The following is an 18,878-nucleotide window of genomic DNA, read 5'->3' as shown; positions in this document are numbered from 1 at the left end:
CCAGCCAATCGGGAGATTATAGCAGCCTCAATACAGCTATCTTGCGTCTTATACGCTCGCACAAAATGTTAAAAATAAGTGGTCTGATTATTACGTTTAATGAAGCGCATAATATCGTTGAATGCCTGCGCTCCATGAAACAGGTTTGCGATGATGTTGTGGTGGTCGATTCTTGCAGCAGTGATAACACGGTGGAATTAGCCAGGCAAGAAGGCGCTACGGTGATTTTGCAGCCTTTCTTAGGCGATGGACCGCAGCGCAGCGTAGGTTTGCCTCATTGCCGCCACGACTGGGTGCTGAATTTGGACGCCGATGAGCGCCTGGAAGACGATTTAGTCGCTTATTTGCAAAACACCGATTTAAGCCAGCAAAACGTCAGCGCTATTGAAACACGCCGCCGCAATTATATTGGCAATCAAACCACCCGCTTTGCCGGGCAATATCCGGATTATGTGCGGCGTATTTTTAATAAAACACAGGCCGATTTTTCACCTGTCGCTGCACACACTAAAATTCAAAGCAACTCACTAAAACAAATACTCGCGCATATTACCCATTATTCTTATAAAGATTATCCTGATATCTTTAAGCGAGCCTGCCTCTACGGCACCTGGCAAGCCCAAACCATTGCCAAAACCAATAAAAAAATCGGCCCATTCACGCCCGGTTTTCATTGTCTGTTTTCATTTTTAAAACATTATATAATTAAGCTTGGCTTTCTGGCCGGGCACGATGGATTAGCGATCTCCCTAGGCAAAGCCATCGCCTCCTACATCAAATACGCCCATGCGATTGAATTACGCCGCAATAAAAACTAAAAACCCAAATCTTGAACCACAGAGCACACGGAGAAATACATTCTTTAGTTCTTTCCGTGATCCTCCATATCCTCCCAAACTCCGTGGCGCAAGGTTTGGGTTTGGAACTCACATTATCGCAGCCAGGATGGCCGCCTCTATCACCGCCCAATCGGGCACGGTGTCACTGTTAACGATCACTTCAAAACGTGAGTCTCGGCGATAAGCCGTGGTGGTCGCGCCCGGCATGCCATCTACCCAGTCAAATCGATACCAGTCCCGCTCGGTATGAAACACGCCTTTTGCACGAGATAGGCCAGTCAAACCCACGCTTTGCGGGCTGGATAGTGCATCAAATAAATCGGCGAGTTTGGCGCTAAAAAACAGTGTTTCCGGGGCAAAAATCCAGCCACAGCTGTGCGAGTCTAAGGCGGAATGGGATTTTTTAATTGGCCAAGCCAGTTCTTCTTCCTCCGCTGCAACGGGTTTAACGCGTTTACGCAGATTATTACTATGCGAATGATACGTGCCGGTGTTTGGCCAGCGCTCAGGGTGCAGCTCTAAATCCAGCAACGCAAGATTGAACACTCCTTGTACGGCTTGCACAATAGCAAGCTTTGGCGGGAACATGGCTTGCGCCATTTTCTTGGCAGCCTCCATTTGCTCCACATCAGCCAGATCGGCCTTGCTGAGCACAATCACATCGGCCAATTGCAGCTGATCACGCCATGTTTCGTGGCTGGTATAGCGGCTGTCTTGTAAATGCCGCGCATCCAGCAGGGTGAGCACCGCCCGCACATCCAAAGCCGCAGCTAAAAAAGGATCGCGTAGTAAATCGATAATCCCAGCCGGATGCCCAAGGCCCGATGGCTCGATCAGCAGGCGATCCGGGCGTTTACCTTTGAGTAATTTAGTCAGCGTCACCCGCAGCATGGGGCTGGTGGTGCAGCAGATGCAGCCGCCGGGTACTTCGGCAACCTGTACATCACCAACCGGCAAACCATCTGCCGCCACCGATAGGCTGGCGCCATCAATGCCCACTTCGCCAAACTCATTCACCACCACCGCCCAGTACTCATCCTGGGGCTTAGTGGCAAGCAGCTTCATCATGGCGGTAGTCTTACCCACGCCTAAAAAGCCACTGATTAAATTAACCGGAGTGCGATTCATAAAGACTCAATTTGACTAAAGCAAAAAATTGGAACTTCTGTAGGCTCAGAAAAATGAAAGAACACAGAGAAACTAAAGATGTAGCTCGAAATAAATCCCAATATGATTTTACCGTCATCCCCGAGCGTTTTTATCGGGGATCCAGCTACGCTGCTAGATTCCCGATAAAAGCATTCGGGAATGACGCAGTAGTTTGGCATCAACGATGTGACGGCAAAAATATTTACTTCGTGGTCTTTCTTTAGTTCTGTGTCTAAAAGCTTACTCTGGCTTAGGTTTATTAGGCCGCTGCACACCTGCATGCAAGGCTTGCATTGCCCCGCCCATATCGCCTGCCAGCATTTTAGGCAGCACGTGATGGGCTTTGATAAACACATCCATCATGCCTTCGAATTCTTCTTTACGCGGTGGTTTTAATACAAAATTAGCCACTTCGGCCTTATTACCCGGATGGCCGATTCCCACGCGTAAACGCCAGAAATCCGGCGTACCCAGATGAGCCTGGATATCTTTTAAGCCATTATGCCCGCCATTACCGCCGCCCTGTTTTAGCTTGATCTGCCCTGCGGGAATATCCAGCTCGTCGTGCACAACCAGAATTTCTGCGGGCAAAATTTTATAAAACTGCGCCAGCGCCACCACGGATAAGCCGCTGCGGTTCATAAAAGTTTGTGGCTCCAGCAGCCAGACATCGCTGCCATGCAGGCGGGCTTTAGCTGCCAGACCATGGAATTTATTATCGTGGCGCAGGGAGGCATTGGCGTCTTTTGCTAATTCATCCACCCACCAGAAGCCCGCATTATGGCGGGTTTGTGCGTAGTCACTGCCGGGATTGCCCAGCCCTACGATCAGTTTAATTTGCGGCATAGTCTTTCTAAAAACAGGCGAAAAGGGTTATATGATAACCCAGCTCGATCATCAATTAACTTTATGCAGACAAGCTCTTCCATATCAGCACATAAAGATGCAGACGAAAAAAAACCCGCCATGGCGGGTTTTTCAAGAGCTTGAAACTTAAACAGCTTTTGCGCCGTTCAGGTTTACAAGACCCAGATCTTTGCCAGAAGCCAGAGATACCAGCTCGATACCATCTGCAAGCTTGATGTCTGACAAGTGAACGGATGTCTTCATTGCAGACAAATCGCCCAAGTCAACAGTTACAAATTCTGGCAGCTTGGAAGCTACACAACGAACCATTACTTCGTTCAGCACAGTGCTGATCGAACCACCTTGCATTTTAACACCCAGGCAAGTGTCACCGTTGATAAAGTGCAATGGCACTTTCAACTCAACAACTGTCGCTTCATTTACGCGTTGCAAGTCAACGTGCAGAACCAGTTGCTTGAATGGATGGTATTGAACGGCGCGAACCAAAACCTGCTCGGAAGCAGCGCCTTCGATGTTCAGCTTGATCAGAGCAGTGTGGAACGCTTCTTTTTGCAAAGCGTAATACATGCTGTTGTGGTCAAGTGTTACAGCTACAGGAGCTACATCGCCACCGTAAACGATTGCTGGCAAACGACCGTCACGACGCTGGCGGCGGCTCGCACCCGTACCTTGCGCGTCACGTGCTACTGCATTGATTTCAAAAGTCATGATAAAACTCCATAGGCACTTCGCCGCCATTCAGGCTGGCTTGGTGCATTTAAATAAGTGCTGTCCGCGACCAGACAGCACAGCAAGCGGACCGAAGTCCAAAATTTAGTCTACAAACAAGGACGAAACGGATTCGTCGTTGTTGATACGGCGCATCGTTTCAGCCAGAAGGCCGGCAATCGATACCACACGTACACGGCCACTGTCTTGTGCAGCCTGGATGACCGGAATTGTGTCAGTCACAACGACTTCATCCAGATCAGATTGGATGATGCGCTCTACGGCAGCGCCGGAGAATACCGCGTGAGTAGCGTAAGCCAATACACGTTTCGCACCATGCTGCTTCAAGGCTTGCGCAGCTTTACACAGCGTGTTGGCGGTATCGATCATGTCATCGATAATCACACAGGTGCGGTCTTTAACATCACCGATAATGTGCATAACTTCGGCAACGCCAGCCTTAGGGCGACGCTTATCGATAATTGCCATATCCACACCCAATTGCTTCGCCATGGCGCGGGCACGCAGCACACCGCCTACGTCCGGGCTGACGACCATCAGGTTTTCATAGCGCTTTTCGCGGATATCCGACAGCAATACCGGTGTAGAGTAGATGTTATCTACGGGGATATCGAAAAACCCCTGAATTTGATCTGCGTGTACATCTACAGTCAGTACACGGTCTACCCCGGCCACGGTTAGCATATTTGCAACCACTTTGGCAGAAATAGGCACACGAGCAGAACGTGGACGACGATCCTGACGGGAATACCCGAGGTAAGGAATCGCAGCAGTAATGCGACCAGCCGATGCACGTTTCAGTGCATCAACCATCAGCATGACTTCCATCAGATTATCGTTGGTTGGTACACAAGTGGACTGCAAAACAAAAACGTCGCGACCGCGAACGTTTTCCAGCAGCTCAACGGTTACTTCACCGTCCGAGAATCGACCAACCGTGGCGCGGCCGATCGAGATGTCCAGGTGATTAACTACGCTATCAGCAAGTTTCGGGTTAGCGTTACCAGTGAACACCATGAGACTATCGTAAGCCATTTCCGTATTCCAGAATGACGAAAAGCGTGTAATTTTTAAATTACACGCTTCTCTGAGAATGATTGGCAGGGGAAGAAGGATTCGAACCTTCGCATGTCGGAATCAAAATCCGATGCCTTAACCAACTTGGCGACTCCCCTAATGAAACTGCCTAATTACTCGGCAAATTCATGTAATGGATGCTTACTTAATGACCTTGCAACATATCCGGTCATATTTTTTGGCAGGTCGTATATTACACGGTTTGCTTCGTTGGGTGAAGAAAAACTTGCAAAAACACAACTACCCGAACCAGTCATCCTTGCATCTGCATACTGGCTAAGCCACATAATGTTTTCGCGTATTTCCGGATGATTCTTACAGGCCACGTATTCCAGATCATTTCGGGTAACGGCACTGTCGAAGTGGCGAACTCTAATCGGCACGGTATTTCTTGTCAAGTCAGGGTCTGAAAAAATTTGTGGTGTCGGTACATGAACGGGCGGATGAAGAATAACAAAAGCAGCATCCGGCGTGGCCACTGACGTCATTATTTCACCAATTCCCTCTACAAAAGCAGATTCGCCAAAAATAAAAAACGGTACATCTGCACCAAGACTCAAGCCCAGCTCCATCAGCTTGCTGCGTGTCAAGTTCAATTGCCACAAACGATTAAGGGCCAGCATCACCGTTGCAGCATCCGAGCTGCCTCCTCCCACCCCTCCCCCGATGGGCAGACGCTTTTCCACACGGATATCCACCCCTTTACTGCAGCCTGTTGCTTTTTGCAGTAAGCGTGCCGCCCGCACGGTTAAATCGCTCTCTGCCGGCACGCCGGGCAAAGGATTCAGATGCTGGATTTCTCCGCCTTCACTCACGCGCAAGCTAACGGTATCAGCCAGATCAATTAGCTGAAAAACAGATTGCAGCAGGTGATAGCCATCGCTTCGCCGCCCCACAATATGCAAAAAAAGATTGAGCTTGGCTGGTGCAGGAAAATCCTGCCAGCCACTATCTAAGGATTCCATTGCCATTCGCTTATCACGACTTTCATTTCTAAATCACTACGGCTCAGGGTTAATCTATACGGCAAGCTAGGTTGTCCGCGGTAATCACTGCTTTCTATTTTCCAGCCCGATTGCAAGAGCAACCGGCCATTTTCCGTGTTGCTCTGGCTCGTGATAGCAAGTTCCGGGTCAGCCTCGCCACGCAGCCACCAGCGTAAACCCGACACCGGTAAGGGCCAGCCCAATGCCTCTGCGATTAGCTCATCAGCAGAATTTGCTTTGGTTTCACGCTGATAAGCATCGCGCAAGCTGGCACTACCCGGACTAAAACGCAGCTCGGCCGCAGTTTGCCCCAGCGGCCCGGACAATAAAAGCTCGCTCTGCTCATTCAGCTGATGCCAGTCAAATTGTGCATAATGCCTTTCATTGGCAATTTTTAAAGCCACACGTCCACTTGCAGAATAACCAGAGCGGGGAGCCTGAGGCACTGAGCTGCAGGCATTTAACAAAAGCAGTAAAACCAACCATAAGCGCATTAGCGGATGCTCAGACGGGAAATCACTTCGAGCAGCGCTTCATTTTTTGCATCAATTAAGATAGCTGCATCCACAATTTTTTTTGCCTCAGCCCTATCCCCAAGCAACCACAGTACCTCGGCCAGGTGGGCTGCTACATCCGGCTCTGATAATTTACTGTAAGCGCGTTGCAGCAGATCTTTTGCCTGCTGCATTTTACCCTGCTTGAAACGCAGCCAGCCCAAGCTATCCAAAATGGCCGGACTATCTGGCTCTAATGCAATCGCTTGCTCAAGCAACTTTTCGGCTTCTGCTAATTTGCTCGTGCGCGTTAGCAAGGTATAACCCAGAGCATTTATTCCCTGAGCATTTGCTGGCAACAGTGCTACATATTTACGCAGATCACTTTCAGCCAAGGCATAATCACCTTGCATATCAGCCATTAACGCACGATCGTAGATTAAATCGACTGACTGTGGATAAGTTACAATACCTTTACTTAAAGTATCCACACCCTTTTTAAAATCCCGTGCCTCACGCCATAGCTGAGCATCCATCTGAATATGTTCAATCCGCAGCTGCTCAGTATCTGCAGGCAATGCGGTAATGGCTTTTCTCGCGTCATCCATTTTACCCAAGCGAGCATAGACCCGGGGCAAACGCTTTTTAGCAGAGAGCGCAAACTCCCCTCCCACCTGGCTATACCAGCTCAGTGCATCATCAAAGCGATAACGCTCTTCGGAAACCTGCCCCAGGTAATAACGTAAGTTATCTGCATTACGCGGGTTTTGCGCAATCGCCGCATTCAAATTACGGTAGGCCGTATCTAAATCGCGCTGCTGCAAAGCGATGAGACCGGTGCCAACTAAAGCATCTAAATTGCTTCCTTGCAGATTCAACACTTCCTGATAAACCTGATTGGCCTCAGGTAAACGCTGGGCCACAACCAGCTCACGCGCCAGCGTATTACGCAGACCCAGCGACATCGGGTTATCTTTTATCGCTTTTTGTAAAAACTCAATACTGCTCGCTGGCGATTGATTCGACAAAAGCTGGGCTTTATATTGAATCACCGCTTCCCAATTGGGCCGACTAGCCAGAGCACGGTCCAATTCTGCAATTGCATCATTAAAATGCTCCTGATTTGCCATCGCCACGGCGCGGGCGAAGTGCGCCTCTGGCAGCTGCGGGTATTTTTGCGTTAACTCGTCAGTAAGTACCCAGCCGGCTTTTCTGTCGCTATTTTTATCCCAGAGCAGGTGCATTTGCATAAAAAACGCAGGTGCTTCTTCGGGCCTTGCCGCAAGCAATGCCTCGATATGCGGACGCGCTTCTTCAACCCTGTCGGCGCGAATCAGTAAAGTTAGCAATATTTGCCGCGCACCAACCGAATTTGGTGCCGCAGTAATCCATTGCTGTGCCATTTCCTGAGCAAGCCCCAGTTGCCCCGCCCCAACAGCAACCTCCGTTGCCCGGCGCGCCACCCGAGGATCACGCGTACGGTTAGCGAGGTCATACCAGGTTTGTGCTGACAAAGCCGTACGGCCACGCTGTAAAGAAAGATCTGCCACCAAAAAACGTAGTAATAGATCATTCGTCAGCGGTAAACGCGATAAAGTTTCAGGGGCAAAACTTTCATCCCTTACAGACTCGGCATCGCCTACAGCCTCGGCAAGCTCACTAGTGACGTCACCAGACACAGGTACTACGGGCACAGAGGCGCAGCCACTCAAAAATAAACCACTAATAAGTACGCAAAGAGCATAGTGTCGAAAAGGGACGGGCATGGCACAATCCAGTAACGTCTGTAATCATTCCATATTAACTCGGATATTTCGGATAGTAATAGCTTGTCTTGCGCTTACTTTAACCAAAACGCATAGTAAGCCATGTAAAAATAAATGATTAGCCCGGTAGATACAAAACAATTATTTCTTATAAAACAAATCATTACCCAATAGTTTATTGATTATTTTCACACCGGCAAGCCCCGGCCCGGCCCTGTATCCAGCCCGCTCACAGGAAGACAAAGTGCCAGAATTACCAGAAGTTGAAACCACACTACGCGGAATTACATCGCATATTGAGGGCGTGGTGATCAAGGATATCATTATCCGCCAGGCCAAGCTTCGCTGGCCCATTCCTGCTGACCTGGCTCAAACGCTTAAGGGACGGGAAATTATTAATGTAAGCCGCCGTGCAAAATACTTACTGTTTAATTTTGAGCACGGCACGCTGATTATCCACCTGGGTATGTCAGGTAATTTACGCGTGTTAACCGAAACTTTTCCTGCAGAGAAACACGATCATTTTGATCTGGTTTTGGCTAATGGCAAACGTTTGCGTTACAGAGATCCTCGCCGCTTTGGCGCTTGCTTATGGCAGGCTGCAGAAAAAGGGCTGCATCCTCTATTACAAAAACTAGGACCAGAGCCCTTATCTGAGCAATTTAATACCGATTATCTTCTATCGGCCAACTCTAGTCGGAAAATAGCGATTAAACTCGCGATGATGGATAATCATACAGTGGTAGGTGTAGGCAATATCTATGCAGCCGAATCATTATTCAGAGCAAAAATTAATCCAAACAGAGCGGCAAATAGCCTAAATGCTCAAGAATCAGCACAATTAATTGATGCAATTAAAGCAACACTAGGGGATGCAATTATTGCAGGCGGAAGCACACTGCGTGATTATGTCGATAGTGACGGTAAAGCAGGTTATTTTCAGCTCAGTGCATTTGTATATGGCCGCGCAGGGATGCCATGTCGTATTTGTAAATCTGAAATTAAACAAATACGCCAGGGACAACGCAGTACATTTTATTGCCCATATTGCCAGCATTAAATAATTCGGTTAATTACAATTAAAGCAGAACAACTTACAAAGCTTGCATGAGTGCGGGCGACGCAAATAGAGAGATGGCAATGAGCACCGATTATCTGCATCAAAATGATTTAGCGGTAAATGATCCCAGTGACAACAATCGCTTAGTTGGAGATTTCCAGGCCTACAGCACTTGGCGTGCCAAACTAACCCAATCAATCAGCCAGCTTGCCCGCTGGCTGACGGAGCAGGACCTGGAAGATGCACAAAGTAATTTGCGCATCTCCCAATTAATAGAAAAGCTGCGGGATGACAAACTTAATATTGCATTTGTTGCCGAATTTTCACGCGGAAAATCAGAACTGATCAATGCGATTTTCTTTGCTCACTACGGCAAACGCATCTTACCCTCTTCTGCCGGTCGAACGACCATGTGCCCAACCGAGCTGCTTTACGATGCATCGCGTGAGCCATCCATTCAGCTATTACCCATTGAAACCCGTTTACAGAACGTAACGACCAGCGAATACCGCCGCTATCCAGAAGAGTGGAAAACTATTCCACTAGACGTAAATGATTCAAATGCGATGTTTGAATCGTTCCGGCACGTAGGTCTCACACGCCGCGCGTCAGTGGCAGAGGCCACCAGCTATGGCCTTTACAATGCCGAAGACCCGGATCAGCTCATTGCAGTGGATACCCGAGGCACCATCGAGATTCCCTGCTGGCGGCATGCTGTTATTAATTTCCCACACCCGCTGCTCAAACAGGGCTTGGTGATCCTAGACACCCCGGGCCTGAATGCGATTGGTACCGAGCCGGAGCTCACTCTTAATCTATTACCTAATGCACACGCCATTCTTTTTATTTTGGCGGCAGATACTGGTGTAACCCGCTCTGATATTGATATCTGGCGCTCGCATATCGCCAAGGGCAACAATCGCGGCCGCCTGGCTGTACTTAATAAAATCGACAGCATGTGGGATGAATTAAAAACCCCCGAACAAATCGAAACCGAGATTGATCACCAAATTGCCACTACGGCAGAGCTGCTTGGTGTACCTGTTGCCCATGTTTATCCTATTTCGGCTCAAAAAGCACTGGTTGCCAAAGTAAATCAGGATGTGGATTTGCTTGCCCGCTCGCGTCTTACCGCCCTGGAAGAAGCACTGTCCAATGAACTGCTTCCTTCCAAGCAAGATATTGTGCGTGACAGCACAATCACCGAGGTAGAAGACATTGTAAAGAATATGCGCTCCATTCTTAGTGTGCGGCGTAGCGGCGTACTGGAGCAGCTTAACGAGCTATCAGCTTTACGTGGTAAAAATCAGGATGTAGTCGGGCAAATGATGGACAAAGTCCATGCCGATAAACGCAAATTCGAGCAGGGCCTGGCCCGTTTTCAGGCTCTGCGCAGCATCTTTAGCCAGCAAACCAATCAATTACTATCTTTACTGGGCATTGATGTATTGAAGGGTAATATCGAAGCGGTACGCAATCAAATGAATCACAGCATGTTTTCCTTTGGTGAAGGCGGCTTGCGCGCCATCATGGATCAATTTTTTAAGGACGTGAATAACAATATCAGCCAGTCTGCGGTGCAGATTACTGAAATCCAGGCCATGATGGGGGCGATGTACAAAAAATTTAGCGAAGAGCATGGTCTGGCCAACGTCACCCCTCCGCCCTTCTCTACCCTGAAATACCACAAAGAAATTTCACGGCTAGAAAAATCTTTCCGTGAACATTTCAACACCATCAGCACCCTGCTCACTACCAGCAAGGGCAGGCTCTCGCACAAGTTTTTTGAAACCATCGCCAGCCGTGTGCTTTATGTATTTGAAGTTGCCAACCGCGATGTAGAAAACTGGCTGAAAGCCGTGATGGCTCCGATGGAAACGCAAGTGCGCGAGCACCAGCTGCAATTACGCCGCCGCCTGGAAAGCATCAAACGTATCCATAAAGCCACCGACACACTGGAAGGCCGTATCGAAGAGCTGGAAGAAATGGACAGGCAGCTCGCCACGCAGCTGGCGGATATGGATGGGCGCTTACGAAATATTTACGCAGCACTGGATACAGATATTTTTACAGCAAAAGTAGCATAGCAACTGATCAGTCTATTCGGAGCGACTTCCGCTCCGTTGATGACTGCGCCGCGCCCAGCCTGACACACAATAAATAAAACGATTCCGGTTTTATGCAGGATGTCATTCGAACCTTTCAAACTTCATCGTGTCTCAGCTGTCTATTAACGCCGCCCCTTCTGGCGGCGTTCTCTTTTGGAAGCATCTAATGTCTGATATTTTGCTGGAAATCTGTGCCGGATCAGTAACCTCGTGCTTGGCTGCACAAGAAGGCGGTGCGCATCGTATTGAACTTTGTGACAATCTACTGGAGGGTGGCACCACGCCATCGTATGGGCAAATCGCTGTTGCCAGAGAGCGGCTCTGGATTGGCCTGAATGTCATTATCCGCCCGCGTGGCGGCGATTTTTTATATACTGATCTGGAATACGAAGTCATGCAGCGCGATATTATCGCCTGCAAAAAACTCGGTGTAAACGGCGTGGTCATCGGCATACTGACAGCCAATGGCTATATCGATGTACCGCGTTGCAAAGCCCTGGTCGAGCTGGCTAGCCCCATGCAAGTCACTTTCCACCGCGCCTTCGATGTAGCCCAGAACCCGCTTAAAGCACTTGAAGATGTGATCGCCACCGGTTGCAATCGTCTGCTAAGCAGCGGCCAGGCAGCGACCGCATCAGAAGGGGCAGCCATGCTCAAAACGCTGCAGGCTGCCGCTGCTGATCGCTTAATCATCATGCCGGGCGCAGGCGTGCGCAGCAATAATATTGCCGAATTAATCGCAACCACCGGCTGCAAAGAATTCCACACCTCGGCCCGCCTGCCCTTTGCCAGCAAGATGCGTCATTGCAACCCCAACGTACATATGGGCATCCCCGGCCAGGACGAATACGCCTTAGTAGAAACCAATGCCGAGCTGGTGAAAGAAATTATCACTAAAGCCTCCATATAGATATAACGATTAAATCCTTCATTTAGCAGCCCGACTTCGGTAAATTCGCAGGGCTGCGCTGCATGAGCTTAGCTACGGCCTAAAGCCTTGCAGAGCGGCGCAAAGTGCCACAGAAAATCCACCAGCGTTTTGAACAATCTCTTTGCCCGGATAAAGTATGACTACCCTCAGTGAAGCAAGGCTAACTCACCTTAAGCAACTCGAAGCAGAGTCCATCCATATTATTCGAGAAGTAGCCGCCGAGTTTGATAACCCGGTCATGCTCTATTCCATCGGTAAAGATTCTGCCGTCATGCTGCATCAGGCACTCAAAGCGTTCGCGCCTGGCAAAATGCCTTTTCCGTTAATGCATGTGGATACCACATGGAAATTCGGCGAAATGATCAAATTTCGCGATAAAATGGCAGCAAAATGCGGCTTTGATCTGATTGTGCATATTAATGAAGAAGGCGTAAAAGCAGGCATCAACCCCTTTAGCGCAGGCTCGGCTAAGCACACCGACGTGATGAAAACCGAAAGCCTGAAGCAGGCACTTAATAAATACAAATTTGATGCCGCTTTTGGTGGTGCCCGCCGCGACGAAGAAAAATCCCGTGCCAAAGAGCGAGTGTACTCATTCCGCGATAAAAACCATCGCTGGGATCCCAAAGTACAGCGCCCGGAGCTATGGAATATCTACAACTCCAAAATCGACCGGGGCGAAAGCATCCGCGTATTCCCACTGTCTAACTGGACAGAGCTGGACATCTGGCAATATATCTACCTGGAAAACATCGACATCGTACCGCTCTACTTCGCCGACATTCGCCCCGTAGTTGAGCGCAATGGCACCCTGATCATGGTAGATGACGACCGTATGCCGCTGTTGCCGGGTGAAGTACCAGAAATGAAATCGGTACGCTTCAGAACACTGGGCTGTTATCCGCTCACCGGCGCTGTGGAATCCACCGCGCAAACGCTGCCAGAAATCATCCAGGAAATGCTACTCACCACCACCAGCGAGCGCCAGGGCCGAATGATCGACCACGATTCATCTGGCTCGATGGAAAAGAAAAAAATGGAAGGCTATTTCTAAAAGTTCAGAAAAACCTGTAGACACAGAGCACACAGAGGGCACTAAGAAATACAGTACCTCTTTCTCTGTGTACTCCGTGTTCGCACTGATCTCTGTGTCCACAGAATTTAAGGTTCAAAAACATGTCACACCAATCTGATCTAATCGCCAGCGATATCAAAGCCTATTTAAAGCAGCATGAAAACAAAGATCTGCTGCGTTTTATTACCTGTGGCAATGTGGATGACGGTAAATCCACCCTGATCGGCCGCCTGCTGCACGATTCAAAACTGATTTTTGAAGACCAGCTCGCCGCCATTCAAAAAGACAGCAAAAAATTTAATACTACCGACCAGGAAATCGACCTCGCTCTGCTGGTCGATGGTCTGCAAGCCGAGCGCGAGCAAGGCATTACCATCGACGTGGCTTACCGCTACTTCAGCACCGATAAGCGCAAATTTATCATTGCCGATTGCCCCGGCCACGAGCAATACACCCGCAATATGGCCACCGGCGCATCCACCTGTGATCTGGCAGTTATCCTGATCGACGCGCGTTACGGCGTGCAAACCCAGACCCGCCGCCACAGCTATATCGTCAGCCTGCTGGGCATTAAGCATGTGATTATCGCCGTGAATAAAATGGATTTAGTCGGCTTTAGCGAAGAGCGCTTTAATGAAATTCGCGCTGAATACCTGACGCTGGCTAAATCGCTGGATATTGCCGATATCCAGTTTGTGCCGATCTCTGCCCTGCGCGGCGATAATGTGGTTGCAGCAAGTAAGCAAGCGCCCTGGTACACCGGCCTGACCTTTATGCAGCACCTGGAAGCCGTGCAAATCAATCGCGATAGCCGCCTGGAATCCTTCCGCCTGCCGGTACAATACGTAAACCGCCCCAACCTCGATTTCCGTGGCTTTTGCGGCACCATCGCCGCTGGCCGCGTCTTCCCTGGCGACGAAATCATCGCCCTGCCTTCTGGCAAAACCTCCAAAGTGAAAGCGATTGTTACTTTCGAGGGCGAGCTAGAAACTGCCTTTGCCGGCCAAGCCATTACCCTGACCTTAGATCGGGAAATCGACATCAGCCGTGGCGATATGGTCGTCAAAACCAGCGACGTCCCTCCGCAAATCGGCCAGTCTTTTGACGCGCATCTGGTGTGGATGAACGAAGTCCCGCTCACCGTAGGCAAAGAATACAGTTTTAAACTAGCCGGTAAAAACGTCTTTGGCCGCATCGCCCAAATCGCCCACCGTGTGGACGTAAACAACATGGAGCATGTGGAAGCCAGCGAGCTAAAGCTCAACGAAATCGGCCTCTGCCGCATCATCCTCAACTCCCCAGTCGTCTTCGACACCTACGCAAATTGCAAAGGCACCGGTAGCTTTATCGTGATCGACCGCCTGAGCAACGCCACCGCTGGCGCAGGCATGATCGAACACGCCGCAGCCCATTCTGCCAGCATTGAGCAAGATGAACTGGCCAAATGGCGTGCTTTTGAAATTGACTTGAACACACTGGTACGCAAACACTTCCCGGAATGGGGCGCGCGGGATGTGCGGGAAATTTTTAAGAGGTGATGGTTGTTTGATCATTTAAACAAGAAATAGCCCACTAATTTAGTGGGCTATTTCTTTATAAAATTTAATATAATTTAGTACACATTATTAAATAGGCAAGGCCCTCTTAACCTCACTTAACTTATTTTATAGGATTGATACTTCAATTAACACCGTGTACCACACTGCTGAATTACCCAGTTTAAAAACTCCTGTTGATCTAGTGTACTTTTTTCTTTTGTTCCTTTTAAGCTGGTAATAAATGGAACTAGCTTTTCTGGATATACAGTAGCTGCCTTATTAAACTGTTGCTTTGCTTCTGTCATTTTACCGATACTTGCTAACCAATTAGCATGGTAATACGCAACAAAATCATCTGCTTTCCAATGTAATACTTTCTCACTAATCAAACTCATCCTCTGATTAGTATCGATTGATATTCCTGGACGAGCCATATTAAGAATAATTCTATACGCATACGGGGTAGCAGCTCCACCAAGTAAAGTGACATTACTTGCTAGTTCATAAGCTTCATTCAATTTTCCAGAGGTATGAAGCAAATTTGCTCTATCAAGCCGCAAAATATTGTAATTAAAATGTAGAACTCCAAATACAATTATTAAAACTGATAATTTACACAAAGGCATAAATATTTTGCTGTGTAACTGATATGTTTTACCTTTATCTATTTGTTTATAAAAAATAAAAAATATGAGCATAAAGTTCATATACCACAATGGATATTCAAGCTGGCTATGTATCCAAAGTATAGCCAAGCCCAAAATAGAGAAAGCAGATTTTTCATTATCTACTGTCCAAATATGATAAAAGAAAATGCCTAATAAAATTAATACTGCCATACCACCAAATACACCACCTTCTGCCAAAAACTGACTGATAATATTATGGCTATGGCTAAAAAGGGGTACAAAGTTTGGGTAGGAATACTCTCCCAAACTACGAATTTGAAAATCTTGCCAAGCAAAATTTCCAAACCCACTTCCTAGAAGAGGATGCTCAACAAAGCTTTGTAATGCACGAAAAGAGGCATCAAGGCGTAATTGGATTGATAAACCTCCATCATGAGTCATTCGCTCCGCAGCGGACCCCAAACTCATCCCAAACAATGAAAAAATTGGTTTAGTAAGTAATTGAGCAAAAAACATTGCTACACAGGCATACACCAAAGGAATATAAATAACTATTTTTTTGTACCAAAACCAAATACAGAGTAACAATAAAACAATAATATTGACTAAGCCGGTCCGAGACTGAGTGAGAGCCAACATAGGTGCCATTAATAATAAGCCACCTAGCCACCTAGCCCTGTTTAAACCAGCATGCTTTAGATAAGAGAGAGAGGCAATGCCGAGCAATAAATGGGTAGAAAATAAATTTCGTTGTTGTAATGGGCCAGATGCAACCCCATCAATAATAATTAAATAAGTACGACCTAAAATAGTAAGATTACCAAAAATATAACAAAGCCACGTAAAAATAGCTGCTAATGAAGCAGAGATAGCGAGCAACCAAGCTACATTTTTTATAGGAATTTCATTTTTATTAAGTAATAATAAAAACACACATACCAATGCAGAGAGAATAGGTAATAAACTGGCCCCGAATGAAGAGCGATGAGTCATTAAATCAAAAACAATAATAATGAGCAAGCAAATAATACTTAAATGACTAACTCTAAATTGAAAGTTATTTTTATCTATATTAGATAAGCACAAGCCTAAACCAGCCAACAATGCCATGCTGCTTGCTTGTATCATGTCTCCGGAATAAGGTTCTATAAACCATATAAAACTTACTCCTAATAAAAACAATGATAATGTATTTTTTGTTATTAAATTCAAAGTGCACCTCAAAATAAAACCCGAGTGTGCTCGGGTTTTATTTTTAATCAAACAAATAATTAAATTACAGGCAAGACTTAGGTAATAATTTTGTTAATGCAGGAATTGATGCTGAACACTGCCATGTACTAATAGGATTACCAAATGTTGCAACTGCTGTACCATTTCGTGGGGTCAGTACAACTGATCCATTCGTATTTAGGTTTGCAGTTGTAACTGTTACAACACCATTAGTACCTGTAGCAATTGTTTGTACATATTTTGAAACTGCAGATGAAGCGCTACCTGCTTCACATCCGTAGTTACCAGCGCCTGGATCTGAAGGTGCATTTTGAAAGGCATCAGTAATCGCAGTACGGCAGCTACTTGCTGCTAAAATTACTTCAGAAAGCTTCGCTTTTTGCGTGTAATCCTGATATGAAGGGATTGCTACCGCAGCCAAAATACCGATAATCGCTACAACGATCATCAACTCAATCAGAGTAAAACCTTTTTGCATATTTTTCATTTTTATTGCTCCCATACAATGTTTAAGAAGGAAGCCCTGTGCTTCACTTAACAAAAACATTCACGGGTAACTATTAAGCAATAGTCATGCCAGGTTTAAAAACAAGTTCATCTTCAATGATTTTCCGATGAATGAATCAATCAAGATAAAACAAGCCTCTCTTCATAAAAAACTTCATTCTCTCTTTAGGTAATGAGCCAATAAAAAACCTCAATCCATCACGAAATTGAGGTTTTTTTCCATAAAAAAAAAGTAATCTTAAAAAAATAATATTTATTTATAAACAAAATGTTACATGATTTTTATCATAAAAACGGTGTAGCTAGTTTTTACATGCTTTAGCGGCCAGACAGGTACCTGTTTGTGTCCAGACAATTTGTGTGCCGCCAGCAGGCACAGTCGGGGTATTAATGTAGGTATAGCCACCCGAAGCAGTATTTCCCGTTGCAGTAATAGCGGCTGTAACCGCTGTAATTGCTAAAGCGGTGGCTGCTTCTTTTGAGTTGGTAATTGTAGTTATACCTACTTTGGTTGCTGTATCGCAAAGCGTTACATCACCGCCATTTTCACTTAGACACAGGCTAATCGAAGTGCGAATCGACTCAGCAGCGGACACAATATCTTGAAAACGTGCTTTCTTGGTGTAGTCCTGATAAGACGGGATCGCCACAGCGGCCAGAATACCGATAATGGCTACAACAATCATCAATTCGATCAGAGTAAAACCCTTTTGCATGTTTTTCATTTCTTGCTCCTAATCTTTGATTTAAAAGCTTTTTTCCCTGAGCACTTACCATGCAAAATATATTTTTTGCTTAAATATGACATTGCAATATAAATGCCTGACTACATGGATTTTAGAAGTAAGCTGATTAACGGAAAGGCTTGCCAGCGGGGGTACGAGGAGTGTTTTATACTTTACTAAATACTTTTTGATAGAAAATTGCCGTTGTAGCTTAGTTGGTAGAGCAACTGATTCGTAATCAGTAGGTCGGGTGTTCGATTCACCTCAACGGCACCAGATTATTTAGATATTAAAAAAGACCCTCCTGGGTCTTTTTTATGCGGCACAGTAAGTTCAATGTGACAAAAATGGTCAGGTAGCGCCTATTTTTGACATCAGGTAGATCATTTATATCAAGGCTAATTTTGTAAGCATAGTATGCTTAAACTTAAATAGACATAAATTCCAGTGTTCCATATACCTGAGTATTGAGCACCTTTAGGGTTTAAGCGCTAAAAACCCTAGGTCATGCCGGGCCAGCAAGGCAGCAGTATCATGCAGGGGCAAACCCATTACTCCACTAAAACTACCCTGCAACTCAGAAATAAACATGCCTGCCATGCCCTGTATTCCATAGCTGCCCGCTTTATCCATAGGCTCGCCACTTGCCACATAAGCAAAAATTTGAGCAGGGCTAAGCGGCATAAAAGTAACGGTACTAATCGATAACACAACTTCTGTACCGCTAGCAGTGCGTAAACCTAAACTGGTGAATACGTCGTGACTGCGCCCAGATAGCCGTTCCAGCATACCGATTGCATCGCTGGTATCCAGGGGTTTCCCTAAAATTTGCCCATCCAGCACCACCGTAGTATCCGCTGCTAAAACAGGCAGGGGGCTTTTTCCATGAGCCAGCATGACTTGCCAGCCTGCTTCTGCTTTAGCTTTGGCCAGGCGCAATACATAGTCCCGGGCGGCTTCATTAGGAAAAGGAATTTCATCAATAGGTGCAGAGATACGCTCAAAACAAACACCAATTTGAGCAAGAAGCTCCTGACGGCGTGGACTAGCAGAGGCGAGGTAAAGCTGGGGCAGGGTAGTTGGCATAAATCATCAGGATAAAAGCGGGATTTTCCGCGTTGATAAAAAAATGGAGCGGTTTAACTAAAAACCAACTCCGACATCA

General features: G+C 46.8%; 17 protein-coding genes and 2 tRNA genes. 7 read left to right on the top strand and 12 right to left on the bottom strand.

Features of this window, described 5'->3' with window-relative positions; all coding sequences use genetic code 11:
- Positions 1-65: 65 nt before the first annotated feature.
- Entirely contained in the window at positions 66-818 is a 753-nt protein-coding gene (locus EJO50_RS13345; RefSeq protein WP_125974937.1) for a glycosyltransferase family 2 protein, read from the top strand.
- A gap of 108 nt (positions 819-926) precedes the next feature.
- On the opposite strand, the gene EJO50_RS13340 is transcribed toward EJO50_RS13345, so the two are convergent.
- The 8 genes from EJO50_RS13340 to EJO50_RS13305 form a co-directional block, all read right to left on the bottom strand.
- Complete coding sequence (locus EJO50_RS13340) at positions 927-1,967, bottom strand: CobW family GTP-binding protein (protein WP_125974935.1); 1,041 nt, start codon at positions 1,965-1,967, stop codon at positions 927-929.
- A gap of 261 nt (positions 1,968-2,228) precedes the next feature.
- Positions 2,229-2,834, bottom strand: a complete 606-nt coding sequence (pth, locus tag EJO50_RS13335) for an aminoacyl-tRNA hydrolase (RefSeq protein ID WP_125974933.1) — start codon at positions 2,832-2,834, stop codon at positions 2,229-2,231.
- A gap of 147 nt (positions 2,835-2,981) precedes the next feature.
- Complete coding sequence (locus tag EJO50_RS13330) at positions 2,982-3,563, bottom strand: 50S ribosomal protein L25/general stress protein Ctc (protein WP_125974931.1); 582 nt, start codon at positions 3,561-3,563, stop codon at positions 2,982-2,984.
- Between the two features lie 105 nt (positions 3,564-3,668).
- Positions 3,669-4,619 (bottom strand): ribose-phosphate pyrophosphokinase, encoded by a 951-nt coding sequence (locus EJO50_RS13325; RefSeq protein ID WP_125974929.1) that lies wholly within the window; start codon positions 4,617-4,619, stop codon positions 3,669-3,671.
- 63 nt (positions 4,620-4,682) lie between these two features.
- Positions 4,683-4,759: transfer RNA gene (locus tag EJO50_RS13320), tRNA-Gln, on the bottom strand.
- A gap of 15 nt (positions 4,760-4,774) precedes the next feature.
- On the bottom strand, positions 4,775-5,632 hold the full coding sequence (gene ispE, locus EJO50_RS13315) for a 4-(cytidine 5'-diphospho)-2-C-methyl-D-erythritol kinase (protein WP_233702084.1): 858 nt from the start codon (positions 5,630-5,632) through the stop codon (positions 4,775-4,777).
- Positions 5,614-6,141, bottom strand: a complete 528-nt coding sequence (gene lolB / locus EJO50_RS13310) for a lipoprotein insertase outer membrane protein LolB (protein WP_125974927.1) — start codon at positions 6,139-6,141, stop codon at positions 5,614-5,616. Before lolB ends, ispE begins: the two co-directional genes overlap by 19 nt.
- Positions 6,141-7,907 carry a tetratricopeptide repeat protein gene (locus EJO50_RS13305; protein ID WP_125974925.1) on the bottom strand — a complete coding sequence of 589 codons (1,767 nt, stop codon included), beginning with the start codon at positions 7,905-7,907 and terminating at the stop codon, positions 6,141-6,143. The genes lolB and EJO50_RS13305 overlap by 1 nt, the downstream gene beginning before the upstream one ends.
- A 244-nt stretch (positions 7,908-8,151) precedes the next feature.
- On the opposite strand from EJO50_RS13305, the gene mutM reads away from it, so the two are divergent.
- The 5 genes from mutM to cysN all read left to right on the top strand — a co-directional run bounded on the left by mutM (position 8,152) and on the right by cysN (position 14,619).
- Complete coding sequence (gene mutM / locus EJO50_RS13300; protein WP_125974923.1) at positions 8,152-8,967, top strand: bifunctional DNA-formamidopyrimidine glycosylase/DNA-(apurinic or apyrimidinic site) lyase; 816 nt, start codon at positions 8,152-8,154, stop codon at positions 8,965-8,967.
- Between the two features lie 80 nt (positions 8,968-9,047).
- Positions 9,048-11,054 (top strand): dynamin family protein, encoded by a 2,007-nt coding sequence (locus EJO50_RS13295; protein ID WP_125974922.1) that lies wholly within the window; start codon positions 9,048-9,050, stop codon positions 11,052-11,054.
- A 187-nt stretch (positions 11,055-11,241) separates the two neighbouring features.
- Complete coding sequence (locus EJO50_RS13290) at positions 11,242-11,985, top strand: copper homeostasis protein CutC (protein ID WP_125974920.1); 744 nt, start codon at positions 11,242-11,244, stop codon at positions 11,983-11,985.
- 157 nt (positions 11,986-12,142) lie between these two features.
- The gene (gene cysD / locus EJO50_RS13285) at positions 12,143-13,060 is read left to right on the top strand and encodes a sulfate adenylyltransferase subunit CysD (protein ID WP_125974918.1); all 918 of its coding nucleotides are present in this window, start codon (positions 12,143-12,145) and stop codon (positions 13,058-13,060) included.
- A gap of 122 nt (positions 13,061-13,182) precedes the next feature.
- The gene (cysN, locus tag EJO50_RS13280) at positions 13,183-14,619 is read left to right on the top strand and encodes a sulfate adenylyltransferase subunit CysN (protein ID WP_125974916.1); all 1,437 of its coding nucleotides are present in this window, start codon (positions 13,183-13,185) and stop codon (positions 14,617-14,619) included.
- A gap of 146 nt (positions 14,620-14,765) precedes the next feature.
- On the opposite strand, the gene EJO50_RS13275 is transcribed toward cysN, so the two are convergent.
- The 3 genes from EJO50_RS13275 to EJO50_RS17650 form a co-directional block, all read right to left on the bottom strand.
- Positions 14,766-16,460 carry a PglL family O-oligosaccharyltransferase gene (locus EJO50_RS13275; protein WP_125974914.1) on the bottom strand — a complete coding sequence of 565 codons (1,695 nt, stop codon included), beginning with the start codon at positions 16,458-16,460 and terminating at the stop codon, positions 14,766-14,768.
- Between the two features lie 64 nt (positions 16,461-16,524).
- A complete protein-coding gene (locus EJO50_RS17655) occupies positions 16,525-16,968 on the bottom strand; it encodes a pilin (RefSeq protein WP_125974912.1) in 444 nt (147 codons plus the stop codon).
- 322 nt (positions 16,969-17,290) lie between these two features.
- Complete coding sequence (locus tag EJO50_RS17650) at positions 17,291-17,713, bottom strand: pilin (protein ID WP_125974910.1); 423 nt, start codon at positions 17,711-17,713, stop codon at positions 17,291-17,293.
- 200 nt (positions 17,714-17,913) lie between these two features.
- On the opposite strand from EJO50_RS17650, the gene EJO50_RS13260 reads away from it, so the two are divergent.
- Positions 17,914-17,989 (top strand) — tRNA-Thr (locus EJO50_RS13260).
- A 201-nt stretch (positions 17,990-18,190) separates the two neighbouring features.
- On the opposite strand, the gene EJO50_RS13255 is transcribed toward EJO50_RS13260, so the two are convergent.
- Positions 18,191-18,799 carry a Maf family protein gene (locus tag EJO50_RS13255; RefSeq protein WP_125974908.1) on the bottom strand — a complete coding sequence of 203 codons (609 nt, stop codon included), beginning with the start codon at positions 18,797-18,799 and terminating at the stop codon, positions 18,191-18,193.
- Positions 18,800-18,878 lie beyond the last annotated feature (79 nt).

It is taken from the genome of Iodobacter ciconiae (assembly GCF_003952345.1).
Lineage (GTDB): Bacteria > Pseudomonadota > Gammaproteobacteria > Burkholderiales > Chitinibacteraceae > Iodobacter > Iodobacter ciconiae.
The sequence above is the reverse complement of the archived record's forward strand: the minus strand, read 5'-3'. Positions and strand labels throughout refer to the sequence as shown.

Excerpts from the sequence above, each read along its gene's own strand:
- lolB (WP_125974927.1), bottom strand. The coding sequence starts at position 6,141 with ATGCGCTTATGGTTGGTTTTACTGCTTTTGTTAAATGCCTGCAGCTCA.
- EJO50_RS13330 (WP_125974931.1), bottom strand. The coding sequence starts at position 3,563 with ATGACTTTTGAAATCAATGCAGTAGCACGTGACGCGCAAGGTACGGGT.
- ispE (WP_233702084.1), bottom strand. The coding sequence starts at position 5,632 with ATGGCAATGGAATCCTTAGATAGTGGCTGGCAGGATTTTCCTGCACCA.
- pth (WP_125974933.1), bottom strand. The coding sequence starts at position 2,834 with ATGCCGCAAATTAAACTGATCGTAGGGCTGGGCAATCCCGGCAGTGAC.
- cysD (WP_125974918.1), top strand. The coding sequence starts at position 12,143 with ATGACTACCCTCAGTGAAGCAAGGCTAACTCACCTTAAGCAACTCGAA.
- EJO50_RS13255 (WP_125974908.1), bottom strand. The coding sequence starts at position 18,799 with ATGCCAACTACCCTGCCCCAGCTTTACCTCGCCTCTGCTAGTCCACGC.
- EJO50_RS13325 (WP_125974929.1), bottom strand. The coding sequence starts at position 4,619 with ATGGCTTACGATAGTCTCATGGTGTTCACTGGTAACGCTAACCCGAAA.
- EJO50_RS17655 (WP_125974912.1), bottom strand. The coding sequence starts at position 16,968 with ATGAAAAATATGCAAAAAGGTTTTACTCTGATTGAGTTGATGATCGTT.
- EJO50_RS13290 (WP_125974920.1), top strand. The coding sequence starts at position 11,242 with ATGTCTGATATTTTGCTGGAAATCTGTGCCGGATCAGTAACCTCGTGC.
- EJO50_RS13305 (WP_125974925.1), bottom strand. The coding sequence starts at position 7,907 with ATGCCCGTCCCTTTTCGACACTATGCTCTTTGCGTACTTATTAGTGGT.
- EJO50_RS13295 (WP_125974922.1), top strand. The coding sequence starts at position 9,048 with ATGAGCACCGATTATCTGCATCAAAATGATTTAGCGGTAAATGATCCC.
- EJO50_RS17650 (WP_125974910.1), bottom strand. The coding sequence starts at position 17,713 with ATGAAAAACATGCAAAAGGGTTTTACTCTGATCGAATTGATGATTGTT.
- EJO50_RS13345 (WP_125974937.1), top strand. The coding sequence starts at position 66 with ATGTTAAAAATAAGTGGTCTGATTATTACGTTTAATGAAGCGCATAAT.
- cysN (WP_125974916.1), top strand. The coding sequence starts at position 13,183 with ATGTCACACCAATCTGATCTAATCGCCAGCGATATCAAAGCCTATTTA.
- EJO50_RS13340 (WP_125974935.1), bottom strand. The coding sequence starts at position 1,967 with ATGAATCGCACTCCGGTTAATTTAATCAGTGGCTTTTTAGGCGTGGGT.